General features: G+C 52.4%; 19 protein-coding genes and 1 tRNA gene. 12 read left to right on the forward strand and 8 right to left on the reverse strand.

Annotated features, from left to right (window positions below):
• Positions 1-60 precede the first annotated feature (60 nt).
• Positions 61-1143 carry a glycine cleavage system aminomethyltransferase GcvT gene (gene gcvT / locus EL361_RS04605; protein WP_126377073.1) on the reverse strand — a complete coding sequence of 361 codons (1083 nt, stop codon included), beginning with the start codon at positions 1141-1143 and terminating at the stop codon, positions 61-63.
• 51 nt (positions 1144-1194) lie between these two features.
• Positions 1195-2940, reverse strand: coding sequence for a hypothetical protein (locus EL361_RS04610; protein ID WP_126377075.1), 1746 nt, complete (start codon positions 2938-2940; stop codon positions 1195-1197).
• A 988-nt stretch (positions 2941-3928) separates the two neighbouring features.
• Between EL361_RS04610 and EL361_RS04615 the strand changes: the two genes are divergently transcribed.
• From EL361_RS04615 to EL361_RS04625, 3 genes are all read left to right on the forward strand, one after another.
• Entirely contained in the window at positions 3929-4897 is a 969-nt protein-coding gene (locus EL361_RS04615; protein WP_126377077.1) for a GAF domain-containing protein, read from the forward strand.
• Positions 4898-5026: 129 nt separating this feature from the next.
• Positions 5027-6052: a rod shape-determining protein gene (gene mreB, locus EL361_RS04620; RefSeq protein WP_126377079.1), complete on the forward strand. Its 1026-nt coding sequence runs from the start codon at positions 5027-5029 to the stop codon at positions 6050-6052.
• Between the two features lie 91 nt (positions 6053-6143).
• Positions 6144-6938, forward strand: a complete 795-nt coding sequence (locus EL361_RS04625; protein ID WP_126377081.1) for an inositol monophosphatase family protein — start codon at positions 6144-6146, stop codon at positions 6936-6938.
• Here EL361_RS04625 and EL361_RS04630 read toward each other — a convergent pair.
• Positions 6935-7474, reverse strand: a complete 540-nt coding sequence (locus tag EL361_RS04630) for an NUDIX hydrolase (RefSeq protein WP_126377084.1) — start codon at positions 7472-7474, stop codon at positions 6935-6937. The genes EL361_RS04625 and EL361_RS04630 overlap by 4 nt on opposite strands.
• Positions 7475-7550: 76 nt before the next feature.
• Here EL361_RS04630 and rimI point away from each other — a divergent pair, with 76 nt between their 5' ends.
• From rimI to EL361_RS04660, 6 genes are all read left to right on the forward strand, one after another.
• Positions 7551-8015, forward strand: a complete 465-nt coding sequence (gene rimI, locus EL361_RS04635; RefSeq protein ID WP_172961637.1) for a ribosomal protein S18-alanine N-acetyltransferase — start codon at positions 7551-7553, stop codon at positions 8013-8015.
• 64 nt (positions 8016-8079) lie between these two features.
• The gene (locus EL361_RS04640; protein ID WP_232034913.1) at positions 8080-9255 is read left to right on the forward strand and encodes a phosphoglycerate kinase; all 1176 of its coding nucleotides are present in this window, start codon (positions 8080-8082) and stop codon (positions 9253-9255) included.
• A gap of 3 nt (positions 9256-9258) precedes the next feature.
• Complete coding sequence (gene tpiA / locus EL361_RS04645; protein WP_126377086.1) at positions 9259-10014, forward strand: triose-phosphate isomerase; 756 nt, start codon at positions 9259-9261, stop codon at positions 10012-10014.
• Positions 10015-10053: 39 nt separating this feature from the next.
• Positions 10054-10440: a preprotein translocase subunit SecG gene (gene secG, locus EL361_RS04650; RefSeq protein ID WP_126377088.1), complete on the forward strand. Its 387-nt coding sequence runs from the start codon at positions 10054-10056 to the stop codon at positions 10438-10440.
• A 23-nt stretch (positions 10441-10463) separates the two neighbouring features.
• Positions 10464-10550, forward strand: a tRNA-Leu gene (locus EL361_RS04655).
• A 254-nt stretch (positions 10551-10804) separates the two neighbouring features.
• Positions 10805-11674: an O-methyltransferase gene (locus EL361_RS04660; RefSeq protein WP_126377090.1), complete on the forward strand. Its 870-nt coding sequence runs from the start codon at positions 10805-10807 to the stop codon at positions 11672-11674.
• On the opposite strand, the gene EL361_RS04665 is transcribed toward EL361_RS04660, so the two are convergent.
• The 3 genes from EL361_RS04665 to EL361_RS04675 all read right to left on the reverse strand — a co-directional run bounded on the left by EL361_RS04665 (position 11648) and on the right by EL361_RS04675 (position 13959).
• Positions 11648-11857, reverse strand: a complete 210-nt coding sequence (locus EL361_RS04665; RefSeq protein ID WP_126377092.1) for a hypothetical protein — start codon at positions 11855-11857, stop codon at positions 11648-11650. The two genes, EL361_RS04660 and EL361_RS04665, sit on opposite strands and share 27 nt — an antisense overlap.
• Positions 11858-12130: 273 nt before the next feature.
• Positions 12131-13096 (reverse strand): metallophosphoesterase, encoded by a 966-nt coding sequence (locus tag EL361_RS04670; protein ID WP_126377099.1) that lies wholly within the window; start codon positions 13094-13096, stop codon positions 12131-12133.
• A 239-nt stretch (positions 13097-13335) separates the two neighbouring features.
• On the reverse strand, positions 13336-13959 hold the full coding sequence (locus tag EL361_RS04675) for a flavodoxin family protein (protein WP_126377101.1): 624 nt from the start codon (positions 13957-13959) through the stop codon (positions 13336-13338).
• 117 nt (positions 13960-14076) lie between these two features.
• On the opposite strand from EL361_RS04675, the gene EL361_RS04680 reads away from it, so the two are divergent.
• A complete protein-coding gene (locus tag EL361_RS04680) occupies positions 14077-14520 on the forward strand; it encodes a winged helix-turn-helix transcriptional regulator (protein ID WP_126377103.1) in 444 nt (147 codons plus the stop codon).
• 196 nt (positions 14521-14716) lie between these two features.
• Here EL361_RS04680 and EL361_RS04685 read toward each other — a convergent pair whose 3' ends face one another.
• Together EL361_RS04685 and EL361_RS04690 are read right to left on the reverse strand one after the other, a co-directional pair.
• Entirely contained in the window at positions 14717-16147 is a 1431-nt protein-coding gene (locus tag EL361_RS04685) for a sensor histidine kinase (RefSeq protein WP_126377105.1), read from the reverse strand.
• 11 nt (positions 16148-16158) lie between these two features.
• A complete protein-coding gene (locus EL361_RS04690; protein WP_232034874.1) occupies positions 16159-16881 on the reverse strand; it encodes a response regulator transcription factor in 723 nt (240 codons plus the stop codon).
• 379 nt (positions 16882-17260) lie between these two features.
• On the opposite strand from EL361_RS04690, the gene EL361_RS04695 reads away from it, so the two are divergent.
• Positions 17261-17824 (forward strand): RNA polymerase sigma factor, encoded by a 564-nt coding sequence (locus tag EL361_RS04695; protein ID WP_126377107.1) that lies wholly within the window; start codon positions 17261-17263, stop codon positions 17822-17824.
• A 26-nt stretch (positions 17825-17850) separates the two neighbouring features.
• Positions 17851-18165 carry a zf-HC2 domain-containing protein gene (locus tag EL361_RS04700; protein WP_126377109.1) on the forward strand — a complete coding sequence of 105 codons (315 nt, stop codon included), beginning with the start codon at positions 17851-17853 and terminating at the stop codon, positions 18163-18165.
• Positions 18166-18224 lie beyond the last annotated feature (59 nt).

Raw genomic sequence — 18224 nt, forward strand, 5'->3', positions numbered from 1 at the left:
AAATAAAAAGGCCCCGCCGTGGAACACGATGGGGCCTTGATTCTAGAACGGGAATAAAAGCTAGAGTTTGATGCGGGCAGTGCCTTTGGTATAGAAAGGCAGATCAGCCTTTTTGCCAGTGATTTTCTTTTTGCCTTTGCCCAGCAGGAATTCGGCGTTATCAGCATGTTCGGCCTTGATGTAAGCCAGTGCCACGCTATGGCCCAGGCTGGGAGCAAAGGAACCGCTGGTGACATGGCCGACCTCTTCGCCCGAAGGCAGGAATACCGGGTCGTCATGTCGTGCAGCGCGGCGGCCTTCAAGAGCCAGAGGAACAAGGCTGACGCGGACGTCCATGCCGTGAGCCTTGCCAATGTAATCCGTTTCTGATTTCAGGAAAAAGCCCATCCCTGCTTCGGCAGGGGTGTGATTCTCATCCAGGTCCTGACCGTAGAGGGCCATGCCCATTTCCAGGCGCAAGGTGTCTCGTGCACCCAGTCCTGCTGGTTTGACGCCGGAGATGGATACGAGCTTTTCCCAGAGTTTGATGGCCTTGTCTTCGCGCAGGTAGAGTTCGTAGCCCAGTTCTCCGGTATAGCCGGTACGGCTGATGAGCAACGGGTCCCCATCGAATTCGTCCTTCTTGCAGGCAAAATAGGTCAGAAAGCTCCAATCCTCACCCATCAGGCGATTGAGGACCTTACAGGACTCAGGGCCTTGCAGGTCGATTTTGGCCGTCATGTCGGAAATATTTTCAAAGAACATGTCTTCGGGCAAATGGGACTTGATCCAGGCATAGTCGGCAGTTGCACGGGCGCCGTTGACCACAAGCATGTATTCATCATCGGCCAGGCAATAGACGATCAGATCGTCCAGAATGCCACCTTGTTCGTTCAGCAGGAAGCCATAGCGACAACGTCCGGGGCCCAGCGTGTTCAGATTGTGGGTGACGACGTTTGCCAGCGCAGATTTGGCCTTGGGGCCCATGAGTTTGAACTCACCCATGTGGCAGATATCGAAAATTGAGGCCTTGGTACGCGTGTGATGGTGCTCTTCCAGGATACCGGAATACTGCACGGGCATGTCCCACCCGGCAAAGGGGACCATCTTGGCGCCGTTTTCCACATGCCAGGCATGAAGAGGTGTTTTGAAGAGATCGGACAACGAATCCTCCTATGGGAAAGGGAGAAAATTGATAATCAATGCGCGCCAGCCTTATACAGCATGAGCCCGTAGCTTGTCACCCTGTTCCGTACGAGACTTGCGTATGGAGTTGAATTCGTCAAGTTGGGCAACCAGGCGTCCGTAGTTACGGCGGATATCCTGACCATAGCCTGACAACTCATCTTCCTTGGTATTTATATATTTGCGTACCAGGTAGGCATCGTGCAGGATGTTTTCCACAATGCCTATGACGCGATCAACCAGTTCTTCGAAATAATTGACAATTTCAAATTTCAACTGGTGCAGGGTTTCGTTTACTGTGTTCAGCATTTCCAGATAACCGATGCGCTGGCCGCGGTGCATGCGTTGGCTCAGGTTATCCAGCAGCTGTGTTTTTCTGGCTTGCTGGATATAGCTGTATTTGGACCAGACCTCTTGATAGAGATCATTGAGGGTGTTGAAAACTTCGTAGTGGTCGGGGTTGAGCAGATAGTTGTCCAGCACCTTGACCACGTTTGAATAAAATTCGTCTGTATAGCCGATGATTCTGCGCTGGTGCTTTGAAAGCCAGGCGAACAGGAATTTCAGACGTTTTTCATACGTGTCGGTATTTTCGATGACCTCATTACGCTTGTAGACGATGCGCCCCGTGAATTCTCCGCGCACGATGTCGTTCAAGCGCAGGAACATGTTGGAAGCGTCCTTGATGATGTTCACCCGATCGTTGATTCGTCCGGAAAGAGGGTGGATCACTTCCTGGCGCAGTACTGACAGGGCTCGGTCCTGCCGAACGTTATCGGCGTTGTATTTATGCTGGCGGTAGATCACGCGCAGGATGACCACGCGTTTTTTCTTGTCCACGAAGTATCGGCCCTGACCAAGCATACGCCGGGCTTCCTTCATGTCAGGATCAACCTGAACCAGAGCAATTTTTTCAACCCTCGGATAACGCTTGGAGAGGGGGTGGGAATACAGCGTCGTGATGGTTCGGTCGCTCTGGCCCAGAACGCGAACCATGAAATCTTCGCCCATGCGTTGTAGACGGCGAGCGAACAGAGCGCTTGAGGTCCGGCGTTCGGATACAATGGGGAATCCGTAAAGTTCCATCATGAATTGATAGACGAACAGCCGGTTCAGTTCGTAACGGACATTGTCGCCCACAGAGAATTTTCCGGTCTTCAGGCCGAATCGTTTTATCTCGGTGTCCAGATCCGACGGCAGGGAGGCATAGATTCCTGCGAGGTTGAAGTTCCCGGATTTGTCCTTGGCCAGAACATGCGCCCGATCCATCTTGAGCAGATATTGAAGTATCCCTGGATAATTTTCGGGGGCGGTCAGGTCTTTGCGCAGGTAGTCTTTTTTGAAGTCTTCCTGAAGATACTTGGGAAGTCGGTTCAGGAAAGCCTGCCTGTTCTGGGTTTGGACCGTGCGTTCAAGGGGGCAGGCGTTTTCCAGACCAATGCCGGAATCGCCTAACAGGTCGTGCAGGATGTCAAATTGGAAGATTTCAGAAAAGTAGTTCAGAGAGCGCCCGAGGGCGACCATGGAAAAGCCAGGCAGGTCGGCATATTCGAAGGCATCGGATTCAAAGGAAGGCAGCAGTTCGCGGGATTCGACCAGTGGATAGTCTTCGTTCTCGAAATAGGGCCTGAGCAGGCATTCTTTAATTTGCACCCAGTCGAGATAGCGTTTGAGGCCCGAAAGAGTTGAAACCTGAACTGGTGCATCGTCAGCACCTTCATTCATCAGGTTGAATTCTTTGACTTTTGTAAACGCCTGATCCCAAGTGAATTTCATGCCCTTGCCTTGATGCCTCCGGTAGAAAGGAGCTGTCGAATCCATGATTATGATGTGTTTTGCGACAATTTAAATGTAATTGTAGCTGGCCCGTTCCCAGTTGACAATATAAAGTCGAGAAAATGTATAAAAAAATACTTCAGAGATGAAATGTGAATCCTAAGGATGTTGTGGAGTTTGATTGAAATAATTATTGTTCAATTATATGATGATTTTATGTCGTCATTCTTTGTTTTCAGAATTTTGACTGTCGAGTGTGTGTTCTTGCCTCGGGACAGGCTGGTGGAAAGTGGCTCGGGGAGAGTTCTGGGAGGTAAATCATTCTGGCTCTTGGGTTCTCCTCGAGGATCGGTTAGTTTGTGAAAGAGCAAAAGAAATCATAAAAAATCGCAGAGCGATACGCCGATTTTTAAAAATGTAGAGTGGTCGTTGTCTGTTGTTATTCTTTTCTTGTTTGTACTAATCCATCCCAGCGTGGTTTCTGTTTGATTAAATTATAATATGATGTTTGATTTTATATGTTTTATATATTGATATTTGCTTTTTCTGCTGTGTATAGTTTTTTTGAGTGTTTTGCTAATGTTTAAAGTTACTTATTAGCGGTCATGTGAATGATTTTATATGATTTATAAAATCTCTTTGCTTGCAGGGTTTCTCTCTCTGAGTTCATTTTTTATAACTATCAGAGTTTATAAATTTGATTTATCTTTTTCAGGTTGGGAATGCGTCTGTTGTTTGGGCGTTAAGATTAACTTTAAAAATGATATGGTCTGTAACTCGCAGTGCCTGAAATGATTCGTTTTGGGGAGAAATCAGGAGCGCTCAGGAGGGATTTCGAAGTGAGGTATTGCTGCTGTGGGTGTCATTGAGTTAGGTTTTTCCGGTGAAGACAGGCGTTGAAAAAAGACTGTTCAATCGGTCGCTGCTGGCGTAGTTTGCCAAACGGTCCGCAGCCGGACCCCGAGTAAAGGAGCAAGGCAAAGCTGCAATGGATTCCAATAGCCTAGAGAAATTCTTGAATGTCGTCGGCAGCGTTTTCGACGCCTACTCGTCCGTCCTGTTTCTTCCAGGTGCGGAGGGGAGTGATGGCTATGGCCTTGCTGCCAAGTTTAGCTTGGGTGATCATATTGCCGATCATACTGTCATTCGCCCTGGTCAGGGGCTTGTGGGCTGGATTCTGCGTAATCAAAAACCATTGTTGATCAATAATTTCGACCGCAGTAAAAGTCATCTCGGTTATTACGAGGACAATGCGGAAAACAAGATCAAGGCCTTCATGGGCTGTCCGTTGCCCAGGGGCGGGGCTCTGTGCCTGGACTCCCGCCGAACCTACTCCTTCAGCGACAAAGATCAGAAGATACTGGATCTGTTCGCGCGTCTGGCGTGTGAAATCAAAACCAGTGTTTTTCGTGCCGATCAGGACGAGGCCGAGCAGCAGTATTACAGCTCGTTGCAGGTGATCAGCGCCCTGCGTAAGCATTATCCTCGCTGGTCTACCTATCTGGCTCACTTCCTGGGGATTGTTGCCCAGACTACAGGTTTTTCCTCCTGTTTCCTTGCCGAGCGAGACGAGTTGGGCAAAAGCTATTTCCTTGAAGGTGTCCCTGAGGGCTTCTTTGCCCCGGGAGCCGAGGCGCCCGATCGACTCCCCATCAAGAGTGGATTGATCGGCTGGGTATTTGGTAATGGGCAGCCGATGTTTTCGGGGGAGAAGGATTGTTGTCCGGCCGGGCAGTCGCTTTTCGGTCGTAATCTTCCCACTCCTCCAGTGAAAAGCCTCGTCTTGATGCCTCTTTTTATCCACAAGAAGACTCGTGGGGTGCTGGTCATGAGCCATACGGATTTGGTTCCGGTGACTTCCTCCATGAAGACCTTTGTCGAAATGGCCTCGGACAATCTTTCATTATTCCTGGAAAACCTCTATCTCCGCACCCGCTTGACGCAGCCTGGCCCGTAGACCATTCTGGCGCGCTTTTTCTTGCCGCGCCGTCTTGAATCGTATATATAGACACCCATTATTAGAAGTTTTTCTAGACTTTCTTTGTACAAATTCGAGGACAAACCCTAGATTCGGGGGGGAGATCCCATGATATTCAAGCGCCTTCTGGGCTTGCTGGGTAAAGACCTGGCGATGGACTTGGGCACAGCGAACACCCTTTTGTATACTCCGAAGGATGGCATTGTGCTCAACGAGCCTTCTGTTGTGGCCATGGACGCGTACAAGGGCAACATTATTGCCGTGGGCAGGGAAGCCAAGGATTTCCTGGGTCGTACCCCTGAGCGTATCAACGCCATCCGGCCCATGAAAGACGGCGTAATTGCTGACTTCGAGGTGACCAAGGAGATGATCTCCTTCTTTATTAAGAAGGCCATCAAAGGGTTGTCTTTGGTCAAACCCAGAATCGTGATTTGTGTGCCGACGGGCATTACCCAAGTGGAAAAACGTGCTGTCATCGAGTCTGCCCTGCAGGCTGGTGTCCGCGAAGTGAAGCTTGTCGAAGAACCGATGGCTGCGGCCATCGGTGCCGGATTGCCCATCGAAGAACCCATCGGCAATATGGTGGTGGACATTGGTGGTGGTACCACTGAGGTTGCCGTGATTTCGTTGTCGGCTGTTGCTTACGCCGAATCTGCCCGAGTGGCTGGCGACGAAATGAATGAGGCGGTCCAGCGGTATTTTCAGGATAAATTCCAAATGCTCATCGGTGAGAATCAGGCCGAAAGAGTCAAGATGACGCTGGGTTCGGCCCACCCGTTGCCGGAAACATTGCATGGAGAGGTCTCCGGCAAGAATATGGTGGATGGCACACCTCGGCGTATCGAGGTGACCGACGCCCAGATTCGTGAGGCCATTCATGAGCCCGTGGCTGCCATTGTCATGGCGGTCAAGCGTGCTCTGGAGAAGACTCCACCGGAACTGGTCGGCGATATCGCAACCAACGGGCTCCTTCTTGCGGGTGGCGGTGCGCTGCTCAAGGGACTGGATGTGCTTTTGTCTCGCGAGACCAACCTGAGTGTCATCGTGGACGATGATCCGCTGACAACGGTGGTGCGTGGCACTGGTCGCACTCTTGATGACATCAAGACTTACGGTAAGGTCTACATCAATTAGAAGGGCGAAGTCGGAATGTTCCGGCATCTATGGTTTCACAGGCGGCCTTTGGGTCGCCTTTTTTGCGCAAACCGCTTTCGGGAGCAAGGCAATGAGCGATTTCGTAACCCCCGTTTTATTGGCTCAGGTTCTTAGTGCCGTGGCCGAGGCCGGCGAGTTGATCAGGGACGCCAGGAACAGGCCCAAGAAAATCACCCTCAAGGGGCGCATCGATCTGGTGACGGAAACGGATGTCGCCGTTGAAAAGCTGCTGAAGGAGCGACTTGCCCCGATCCTTCCGGATGCCGATTTCATGGCTGAGGAAAGTGCCGAGAGCTACGAGCCCGGCGATTTGACCTGGATCATCGATCCACTGGATGGAACCACCAATTTTGCTCATGATCTGCCTATGGTGGCCATTTCTGTGGGACTGTGGCGTCAGGGTAGTGTGGAGTTGGGAGTCGTCTCCATCCCCGTGCTCGACGAGACTTTTTATGCCGTGCGTGGGGAAGGGGCGTTTCTGAACGGCGACCCCATACGGGTCACGGCAACGGATGAACCTGTCAACGCGTTGGTCGCTACCGGTTTTCCCTATTCAGTGGCCGAAGACGTGGATCAGATTACAGCGGCTCTTTCACGGGTTTTGCCTGCCACACGCGGTGTGCGCCGCATGGGAGCTGCTGCTGTGGATTTGGCCTATACCGCCTGTGGTCGGCTGGATGCCTTTTATGAAATGCATTTGAAGCCTTGGGATACAGCCGCCGGGTGGCTGCTTGTGGAAGAGGCTGGAGGCATGGTGACCCGCTTTGACGGGACGACTCCATACACGCCAGGTGCTGAAGATATCCTGGTCACCAATGGGCAACTGCACTCCATGCTGAGTCAGTTGGTTGTCGGGCGCGATTAACCCTCAAGGGGATAGATATAGCCTCCTTCCCAGGCCGCAACCAAAGCAGGGGTCAACATTTCCCGGAAGTTTTCGACCATGGCTTCCAGCTCGTCGCGGTCAAGGTACATGCCGTCCATAACCTCGTCGGGGTTGGGCGAAGGGGCACCGACAACTCCCGAGGCTGCATACAGGGTGACAAATTCCCAGTTGGTCTCCGGGCAGGCTGCGACTTCAGCAAGCAAGGTCAGGTTCGAGGCTCGAACCCGAAGCTCTTCTTCCAGTTCCCGCAGTGCCGCGCCCAGGCGTGATTCGCCAGCTTTGACGTGGCCAGTGGCGGAGAGGTCCCATCGTCCGGGGTAGATGGCCTTGGAGCGGCAGCGTCGCTGCACATAGATTCGCTCGTCCTTGTCATAGATGATGACCAGCACCGAGCGATGTGGCAACGCTTGGCGATGGGCTTCGTCCAGAGGCATGACTCCCAGCGGTCTGTCGCTGGTGTCTACGACCTCAATGGCTTCGGGAAGGCGTTTCGGTTGTTTGTGATGGCTTTGCATGGCAGAGTGTTTCGGGCGCTTTGACCCGTCAGAAATTATAGCAAAGGCTCCAGCCGTGGGCAAACAGGATATGCGGATGATCGAAGAATTGACCTTCCACCGCCTGGGGATTCAGGATTTGGCGGATTTGGTTGTTCTGGAACAGCAATGTTTCAGTGCGCCCTGGAAGGAAGAACAGTTTTTACTTGGTCTGGAACGTGAAGTATTCAAGGTGTTTGGCCTCAAGGATGGCGATGAGCTTGTTGCCTATTGCTCTTTTTACCATGTTGTTGATGAGATGGAGATTTTGAATATTGCCGTTGTTCCTGAGCGGCGCAGGCACGGAGCAGGTCGACGATTATTGTCGCTCGTGTTGCAAATTTGTTTGAAAATGGGCATACAAAACGGGCATTTGGAGGTTCGAGTTGGCAATGTTGCCGCGCGGGCCCTGTATGCGTCGTTTGGTTTTCAGGAGATTGGTGTTCGCAAGGGCTACTACCCGGACAACGGTGAGGATGCAATTTTGATGCGTCTTGATCTGGAAAATCTAAGCGGTGCGTAGTACAAGACCACTGGCGGCAACAGCCGCATCCGATATCAACCCTCAGGCAAGGAGACGCGCCGTGATTCGGTTTATCGATCAGATGGATCTGCCTGGCAAGAAGGTTCTGATTCGAGTTGATTATAATGTTCCCCTCAAGAATGGGGCTATCACCGACGACAATCGTATCCAGGGGAGCCTTCCGACATTGGAATATGCCTTGGAGCAGGGCGCTGCCCTGATCCTGTGTTCCCATCTGGGCAAGCCCAAGGGCAAGGTTGTTCCGGAGTTCTCGATGGCTCCGGTGGCTCAGCGTCTTTCCGAGCTGCTGGGGCGTCCCGTTCAAACGGCACCGGACTGTGTGGGGCCGGAAGTCGAGGCCATGGTCGCTGCTTTGATGCCGGGCGATGTGCTGCTGCTGGAAAATTTGCGTTATCATGCTGGTGAGCAAGCCGGGGACGATGATTTTGCCAAGGCTCTGGCGTCACTTTGTGATGTCTATTGCTGCGATGCCTTTGGGACTGCCCATCGGGCCCACGCCTCCATGACCGGTATCCCCGCTCATGCCAAGGAAAAATGTGGTGGCTTTCTGCTCAAGAAGGAGTGGGAATTCCTGGGTGAGTCTCTGAAGAAACCTGCCCGGCCGTATGTGGCGATTTCGGGCGGGGCAAAGGTTTCGTCCAAGCTGGCAATCATTCAAAACCTGCTGTCCAAGGTCAACCGAATCATCATCGGTGGAGCCATGGCCAACACGTTCTTCCTGGCTATGGGGCACGGCGTGGGCAAGTCCCTGGCAGAGTCAGATCTGGTGGAAGCCGCCAAGACGATCATGGCAGATGCCCGGCGCAAGGGTGTCGAGCTGTTGCTGCCTGTAGACGTGGTGTTGGCCTCCGGGCCGGACGATGCGCAGGCCGCAGGTGTCGCACCCATCGATGCCATTGGTGACGATCAGATGGTGCTCGATGCCGGTCCCGAATCGGTCAAGCTGTGGGCCAAGGCTCTGGAAGATGCCCGCACCGTGGTTTGGAACGGCCCCGTGGGGCTGTTTGAGAATCCAGCCTTTGCCGAGGGCTCCAAAGGGGTGGCAGAGGCCGTGGCTGGCCTGGACGCCCTGACCATCATCGGTGGTGGCGATACGGGCGCATGCCTGAAACTCGCAGGCCTGTCGGACAAGGTGACGTTCATTTCCACGGGTGGCGGTTCGTTTTTGGAATTCATGGAGGGCAAGGAACTGCCCGCATTCAAGGCCCTGGAGGTCTAGCACATGAAAAAACTCATGGCTGCCAACTGGAAAATGTTCAAGACTGTTTCTGAAGCGCTTGAAACCGCAGAAGAACTGGTTCGCCTGTGCGGGGATGTTCCAGCTGATCGTGAAGTTCTGGTGATTCCACCATTTACGGCCATGACCGCAGTGGCGGGTGCATTCGAGCACGCCGGGAGTTTTTTCCTCGGTGGACAGAACTTCTACCCTGAGCTGGAAGGTGCCTTTACGGGGGAGATTTCTCCGGTCATGCTCAAGGACGCTTGTTGTTCTTATGCCCTGGCTGGGCACTCCGAGCGCAGGCATGTCCTGGGCGAGGACGATGCTACGGTTGGCCGTAAGACGGCCTTTGGATTGGAACAGGGCCTGTCCATGATTCTGTGCGTGGGGGAACTCATCGAGGAGCGCCGCGCTGGCAAGGTGGAAGAAGTTCTGAGACGCCAGTTGCAGGTCGGCCTTGCAGACGTGCCCAGAGATGTGCTTCCCGAGCGCTTGAGCGTGGCTTATGAGCCTGTTTGGGCCATTGGTACTGGTGAAGTCGCCGGACCCGAGGAAATCGTCCAGGCGCACGATTTTGTACGTTCTGTTCTGGTTGAGATATTTGGTGTGAATGGTAATGAAATGCGCATCCAGTATGGCGGCAGCGTCAAGCCGGGCAATGCCTCGGACATCATATCTCTTGACAATGTTGACGGAGTATTGGTAGGAGGCGCGAGCTTGAAGGCTGACAGTTTCAGCCAGATCGTCCTCGCGGGATAATTTCGCGTACGGACGCCGAATCGTTTAGGAGGAATTCACTTGGAAGCCTTGGTTCTCACTCTGCATATTATCGCGTGCCTGATTTTGATTGTGCTCGTACTGCTTCAGTCCGGCAAGGAAGGCATGGGCGTTATTTTTGGCGGCGGGTCCAGCACCGTTTTTGGTAGCTCTGGAGCCGGTGGCCTTCTGACCAAGTTGACCGCTTTTTTGGCTGCCACTTTCCTGGTGACCTCTCTTGTGTACAACGTTCTGATCAGCTCCAAGCCGTCTGGCGATTCCATCATGACGGATGACATCCAGATTGAGGAAACTGCCGCCCCTGTTGCTCCGGTTCAGCCGCAGCAAGGTGTGGATGACATCGGCGCCACTCCTTCCGAGCCTGCCGGTTCGGATGATCTGGCAAAGCCGGAGGGCGCTACCCAGTAGTATCAACCCCTCGTTAATATCGTGCCGAAGTGGTGGAACTGGTAGACACGCTATCTTGAGGGGGTAGTGGGGGAAACCTCGTGGGAGTTCGAGTCTCCCCTTCGGCACCATGATAATTCAGCGGGCCGTGATCTTACGATCACGGCCCGTTTTTTGTGTGTGAGATCTTGCAATTCAATCGTGCACATCATCTTTACCTGCGCGAAAACATATTCTATTTTTACCAATCGCAATCACGGCATACCCTTTGCTGAAGAGGCACGATGCGGAAAAAATTACTTGGTGCAGCAATACGTACATCTGTCCCGTCGCGTCGTCACTTTGGCGCGCGTTCTTCTTGGATCCCTGAGTTTGGAGGCAATAAGTGAATAATACTCCTACATGGTACCAAATGGATCACATTGCAAACCTCGTCAACGAAGACCTGCATGACCTTTTGGTGTTGGCCACCACGAATGGGATCAAGCTTCAAAAGAAGAGCGGGACGATCACTGTCCATCGTAATGATCTGACGAGGCTGTTCGAGGAAATCAGTCGGGATGTTCCAAGGAGAAGGCATGTTTTGACCAAGAGTCTTTTGCCTCATCTTGACCTGCCTTGGGCCAAGGCTCTTAAGGGTATTTATGAAGAGGATGCGGCCTGGCCTGCTTCCATGTCACCTCAGCAAGGCGAATTCCTGCGATCCTTGATTCAGAATATCAATCCTAAGAAATGTCTTGAAATTGGTTGTTTCATCGGGGCTTCCACATTGTGGATATGTTCAGCTCTTGAGGATTGTGGCAACAATGGAATACTGCATTCAGTCGATCTTTACGGCGATAAGATGCCGTTCAAGCATATAAAGTACATGTTTTTATTGGACGCGCTTTCATATATTCAAAAGCGTTTGGATGAGGCAGAGCTCTCGCATCGCAATATTCAGCACGTCGGGCATTCGCATCTTGTTGGATCCCAGTATGATAAACTCATTGGTGATGAGCTTGATTTTTTGTTCATCGATGGAGATCATACCATTGAAGGAGCAACAGGTGATTTCCTTTTATACGAGCCGCACTTGAAGAAGGGTGGCTATCTGATGTTTCATGACATTTATCCAGAGGTCTGTGGTTGGGACGGTCCTGCCCATGTCATTAACTCAATTATCGCAAAACAGCCTGGAAAGTATCAGTTTGTTGAGCTTGATACTGCGCCTCAGAACTATGGAATTTCACTCATCAAGAAGATTGCCAAGTAGTCGGTGAGCGCAAGCGTCGCAAGTGTTTGTCCGCCTTGATTCATAGATTTGCAGCAGGCGATTATCGAACTCGAACAGGCCGATGTCCCGTGCCGTTGCGCTGGTTCCGGTGACAACTTCGAGGTCCAGAGATGTGTCGAGGATAGTGCCTTTCCCGGAAGTCAGGAATCTGGAGAATCCCATGTGGTGGGAATCGTCTAAATTCTTGGGGATGTTTGACGTGATGGAGGGCCCGATCAGATCGTCGGCCTTCTACCCGAAGGTGGAACAGAAACCTTCTGTCACCTGAGTCAGGATGCCATTGCAATTGGCGACTACTGCCTATTGTGATTCGTCGAGAAAAGCCTGGATATTTTTCATGGACGGTCCCCGGTTTGATCATGGTTTGAACACTTGTTGTTTGAAATGCCGATATCGTACCTCTGAAACAGGTTTTTCGTTCAGAAGAGGAACAACTCAGTTGTTCGAGCGCAGGCTATGGATGGTTATTTCGGGAGGGCAGAAGAAACGGACGCTGATTCCTGATGAGCCGGTGCCGCGTGAGGTATGACCATGCATTGAGCCAAAGGACCAACTCCCCTTGGTGTATTTGCGAGAACAGTGGGCATTGGTGATGATGGGCACTCCTCCCGGCAAACAGATTTGGCCGGCATGGGTGTGACCACAGAGATAGTAGTCGGCCCCGGCAGCTTCTGCTTGCTTGATGATTTCCGGGCTGTGACTGAGCAATAGGGTGAAATCTTCACGGGGAAGTCCGGTCAGGGCTTTTCGGAGGTCATGGCAGCCGTGGTAATGCGGGTCATCCACTCCGGCAATATGAATGGTCTTTCCACTCTTCACGAGACTGAAATTCTCGTTGAGTAGCATTCGGATTCCCAGTTGTTCCATCATGGGGGCCATTTCGACAAAATCGTGGTTGCCTAGAATGCCGAAAATGCCGTGCTCGCATTCCAGCAGCCTGATTATATTGCTCAAAATTTTGATGGGCTGCGTGTATTCATGGAATGTTAGGAAGCGATAGTCGCCTGTGAGTACGCAGAGATCGAACTCCAGACTTGAGAGTATGCTCGAAAGCTTTTTGCCCCCGTCCGGGATGCCGTCAAAATGAGGGTCGGCGATTTGAAGGATGCGCAGGCCGTCGAAAGCTTTTGGTAATACGTCAAAGCGCGTTTCCACATACTCCACACGATAATCCATAGAATTGCGATAGCCACGGTTGAGCATGCCACATCCAGTCAGGATGATTTTGAGGAGCTTGGGAATCCACTCAACATTTTCCGGGTGAAATTGGGAAAGCCCTTTGCCTTGATAGAAGGATGCGGCGTTTTTGGCTTGGATGTTGAGCCTGCGGCGCAGAATGTCTTTCCCCATGCGATGTTCAAGGGTTTTGAAGATATCTTGTTGTATGCTCGAATGACTCATGGTTTGCTCTTCGGAAATACAATGACGAAAGCTTGCTTACCTGAAGATTCCAGTTACTAACATTAGCTGAGCTTTGGGAGCAGCACAAGCGAGGGGGGAATTTGTTGCGGTCATAGCACAATGGCCGGATCAAATTTTATCCGGCCATTGTGTAAGGCAAGTGTTGTGCTTGAAGTGCTATGCTGATTGGAGTTTTAATGTGTGCTGTCGACTTGGCGGTGCGCCAAATCTGGCAAGAACTACGCTTCTTCGGACGTTGCTCCGCCAATCTGAGGCACGGATTTCATGACCGGTGCCAAGGCATTGCCCACCCATCCAATCATTTCACCCAGGTTCTGCATGTTGGCCAGGCCTTCGGCGTCGTCGGCCACTTCGCCTTTGTCCAATCCGTAGCCCATGTTCCAGTAGGTGGAGCCGGGGAGCACCATGCGCGACATCTGGAACATGTGGTTGATGGTGTCATAGACGTGTGTTGCTCCGCCCCGGCGTACGGCAACCACAGCGGCACCGATCTTTCCGGCGAACAGGCCGCCATTGACATGGGCCACGAATCCTGAGCGATCGATGAGTGCCTTGATGTCGGAGGCCACCCCGGCAAAGTAAGTGGGGGAGCCGATGATGATGGCATCGGCCCGAGCCATCTTCTCGATACAGTCGTTGGCGATGTCGCCTTTGACTCCGCATCGCCCATCCTGGTTCTTGATGCATTTGCCGCAGGCGATGCAGCCGCGAATATTCTTGCCACCCACCTGGACCAGTTCCGTTTCCCATCCTTCCATGGCAAGGGGTTTCAGGGTTGCTTCCAGAAGATGTTGTGTGTTGCCGCCTTTTCTGGGGCTGCCGTTGAATGCTACTGCGTACATGGTGTTCTCCTTGTTATTGACCTGTGGGTTGAGACCAGTGTATCCCACACACAGGCGAATTGAACAAGTACACACATTATTGTGCTGTACTTACATGAAGTATAGTATGGAGAATTCATGGCCCGGATAAAGGATGATGCTATTGTCCCCTGCAAGACCAAACAGCTGGCAGGGCGCTCATACCGTTGCTATTTCGAATTGACCCTGTCCGTCATCGGCGGGAAGTGGAAGCCGATTATACTGAACCATCTCGGTTTGAGAGGGATTTTGCGTTTCGGAGGATTACGGCGTGGAATGCCAGACATCACTGAGCGCATGCTGACCCGTCAGCTTCGGGAATTGGAAGCCGATGGCATGGTGCATCGTGAGGTTTATCGCGAGGTGCCACCACGGGTGGAATATTCCTTAACGGTCCTGGGGCAAAGTCTATTGCCCATACTCAGGGATATGCGCTTGTGGGGGGTCGCTTATGAGCGGTATCTTGGCGGTTCCGGGATGTTTCCTCCTGAAGCTGGATATGAAGATCCCGAGGATGTTTGCGGGATTATCCTTGGAGAATGAACGATCTCCTGGATGAGACAAAATGGAAGAAAGAAAACGGGCAGTCATCTTTGATGGCTGCCCGTTTTGAGTTGTGTCAGATTGCCGAGTGAAACTAGCCGGAATCCAGGCCGTTAAGGCTCGGTATGATTTATCTATCCCTCGTAGAAAGGGAGGGGGAAACGAGACGATCAAGGCCTTGGGTGTTGGCTGAACGCTAAGCGGGTAAGGGGAGCCTGACCTCCACAACCAACCCTCCGCCATCGGCGTTGGCAACGGAAATATCTCCGCCATGTAGTTTGACTGCGCGCCAGGCAATGGCCAGTCCAAGCCCGGTCCCGCCGGTTCCCCGGTCTCGGGAAGATTCGGAGCGGAAGAAGGGCTTGAATAGCTCGGAGAGGTGCTCTTCGGGAACGCCCGCCCCATAGTCACGAATGGAGATGATGGCCTGGCTGGCGGAATCGTCCGTAGCAAGAGTGGTTTCCACGCATTTGCCAGGAGGGCAATGGCGCACGGCATTGCGCAGGATGTTTTCCAATGTGCGGCGCAACAGTTCGGTATTCGCGTTGAGCATGACCACGTTTTTGACGTTTACGGCCAGATTCACGTTTTTGACCTGGGCCTCGAGGTCTGCATCCCGAGCCACGGAGATGAGTAGGGCCCCCAGGTTGACCATTTCCAACTCCAGATCATCCTCAAGCTTGTCCATGTGTGCAAAGGCCAGGGATTGTCCCACCAGTTCTTCTAGGCGAGCGGTATCCGCCTCGATGCGATCCAATTCAGCCTGACACACCGGGTCCGAACGTTTTCGGGCTAGTTCAAGGGACAGTTTCATCCGGGTTAATGGAGACCGTAATTCGTGGGAAATGTCGCGGATAAGCTGTTGTTGGGAACGCACCAGCTTTTCAACTCGTCCCGCCATGCGATTGAACTCATGCCCTAATTCTCTGAATTCACTGTAGTTCATCGATCCGTCGGTGACACGGGCCGAAAGGTCGCCATGGCCCAGTTTGCGCGCGGCTTGCTGGAGTTTACGTACGGGCGTGGTCAGGTAACGTGCCAGTAGGTACGAGAGTAGAAAACCTGCGGCCAGGAAGATGATTAACCGGAATGGTGGCTTTTGGGAGAACTGCAATCTTATGAAATGCAGAGGGCTGGGGAACTGAATGATCGCCACGAACATGTCGCCCCGTGGAGTTGAGAAACGTATGGATTGCGTCGTGTGGGCGTGGCTCATGCTATCCACTCCTGGAGGAGGGCCGGGAGGGCGCTTCCAGGATGGCCGGGAGGTGATTTCCTTTGGAGGAACGGGGTTTGGGCTTGCCAGGTGAGTTTCCACGGCCTTCTTAATCTTGGAAGACACGGGCAGTCCGGAAAGCTCTTTGCCTGTGGCGTCGAACAGTCGTGCTGTACAGCGGGTGTCACTGTGAAAAGAATCCAGGAAATCAAGCAGCCCTGGCTGTCCTTCTTCGGTATAGGCACGAGCCATGCCATGGGCGGTCATGTGATTGAGCCGCGAGATGGGGCCGATATCCTGTGGGCCTCCAGGCATATTAAAGAGGTAAGCCGCCAGAATGGTCGCCACGAACCCAAGGATGACCGTCAGGCAGAACCAGAGAAAAATCTTTCCGTAGAGACTGCGGAACAAGGTGATATCCTTTATGAGAGAGCGTCGGCTCTTAGTGGCAAGGTATACAAATAGCCAGCTCCGCGTACTGCCTTGATGCGGGGGATGCCATCAATGGTTTTACCCAGTTTGCGGCGCAGATTGCTGATGTGGACATCCAGACTGCGGTCTTCTGGGCCGGATTCACGCCCCAGTGCTGCCAGGCTGAGCTGTTCGCGGGAGACAACGCCCCCGGCTTCGGCAAGCAGTTTTTCCAGAATGACAAATTCCGCATCCGTCAGGCGCGTGGATTTGCCGCTCACCTTGGCAACCCGAGCACCAGTGTCGATCTCAACGTCGCCAACACAGAGCGTTCTGTGAGTTCCCGCAAGGGGGCTCTCACGTCTGGAACGCCGCAATACGGCTCGAATGCGCGCGACAAGTTCTCTGGGTAGAAAAGGTTTGGGCATGTAATCGTCTGCGCCCATTTCCAATCCCACCACACGGTCCACGTCTTCGCCTCGTGCTGTGAGCATAATAACCGGTACGGATGACCATTCGCGCAGGCTGTGCAGTACGTCGAATCCGCTCATGCCGGGCAGCATCACATCGAGTATGACCAAGTCATGCTGTCCTTTTTTTGCCGTGGCAAGGCCTTTTTCGCCGTTGTTCTCGGCGGTTGTGAGAAACCCCTCGGGGGTCAGATACTCCTCGAGCAGAGAGCACAGTTCCATATCATCATCGATGACCAGGATTCGTTCCATTTTATCCCTCATGGTGTAACCCTCCCCTTCCTCCTTTGTTTAAACACATCCTTCTCCTTTGGGAAACATTGTAAGTCTGCATTTCTCCTTAAGTTTTATTAAGTAGATTAATAGTGCTGAATGCTCCTGCATGTTTCTACATGTCTCTAATTATTCTCTAATTATTCATTACAATACGACAGTTATCTTAAGCGAATCTGGCGTGAAACCTGATTTTATCGGTCAGTCACAAGAGAAGTTTAATGTTTTTTTGACACTTGTGGATGTTTTAGATGCCCCTGCTCGTATGACTTCATGAAAGCGCGAGCAGGCTTAGGGAACCCAACTCGCTACTGTAGAAGTCTGAAATGATCTGGGGAGATCATTCTGTGGCGGCTCAAACGGAGAAAACATGAGCACTACTATGGATTCAACTGTGGATTTGCACAGTTGTATTAATGGAGACAAGAAATCATGGAATGGATTTGTGGATCGATACATGCCTGTTGTCTATGCTGGTGTGAAAAAAGTCATCCAATCCAAGATTCGTAGGGTCAATCCTGAAGACATTCGTGATGTAACTCAGAATGTATTCATCAGGCTCGTCAAGAGGGATTTCCATTTGTTGCGTCGGTACGACTCCAGTCGCTGCTCTATGGTGACCTATCTGACGATCATTGCCCGCAGCACTGCGTTGGATTTCGTGCGTTACGGTTTCTTCAATTCGATTCCGCTGGACGATTTTGATCGCGATTTGCGGGTTGAAGCGGAAGAACCCTTTCCTGGGCCGGAATTTCCCAAGGGTGTCCTGACGGAGCGCCAGTTGACGGTCATGCGTCTGTTGTTCTGCAAGGACTACGACGTCTCCATGGCTGCTGATGCCTTGGGAATCAAGGCCCAGACAATTCGTAGCATCAAGCATCAAGCTCTGACCAGGCTCCGTGATCATTACAATGATGAAGTGAGAGCCTCATAGAACCAAGCAGGGAGAGAACACCAGTGATGGCGAATGTGATCAAGGCCTACTTTGGTGGCGAGATGAAGGAAGTGCGTCCTCTGGGGAGAAGGCGCAAGGCCTCCGCCGATTGCATCGGTCTGGTTACCCTGGGTGGGTATCTGGATGGATCCATGGCCGATCAGGACAAGACAAAGGTTGAGGCGCATCTGGTGGAGTGCTCGACGTGCCGCCGGGTCGTGGTGGAGTTGTATTTGTTGCTCCGCCTGCGTCCTGCACCCCCAGCCCCGCTGGAGTTGGTCAAGGCCGCCAAGGCCTTGGTGCATGACGGAACTTTGAGGGAAGATTTCGTTACGCAATAGAATTTTCGGACGGAAACGTCAGAAGATTGAACATTTCGCTCCGGTCCAGGCCGGAGCAC

It is taken from the genome of Desulfovibrio ferrophilus (genome assembly GCF_003966735.1).
In the GTDB taxonomy this organism is placed as follows: domain Bacteria; phylum Desulfobacterota; class Desulfovibrionia; order Desulfovibrionales; family Desulfovibrionaceae; genus Desulfovibrio_Q; species Desulfovibrio_Q ferrophilus.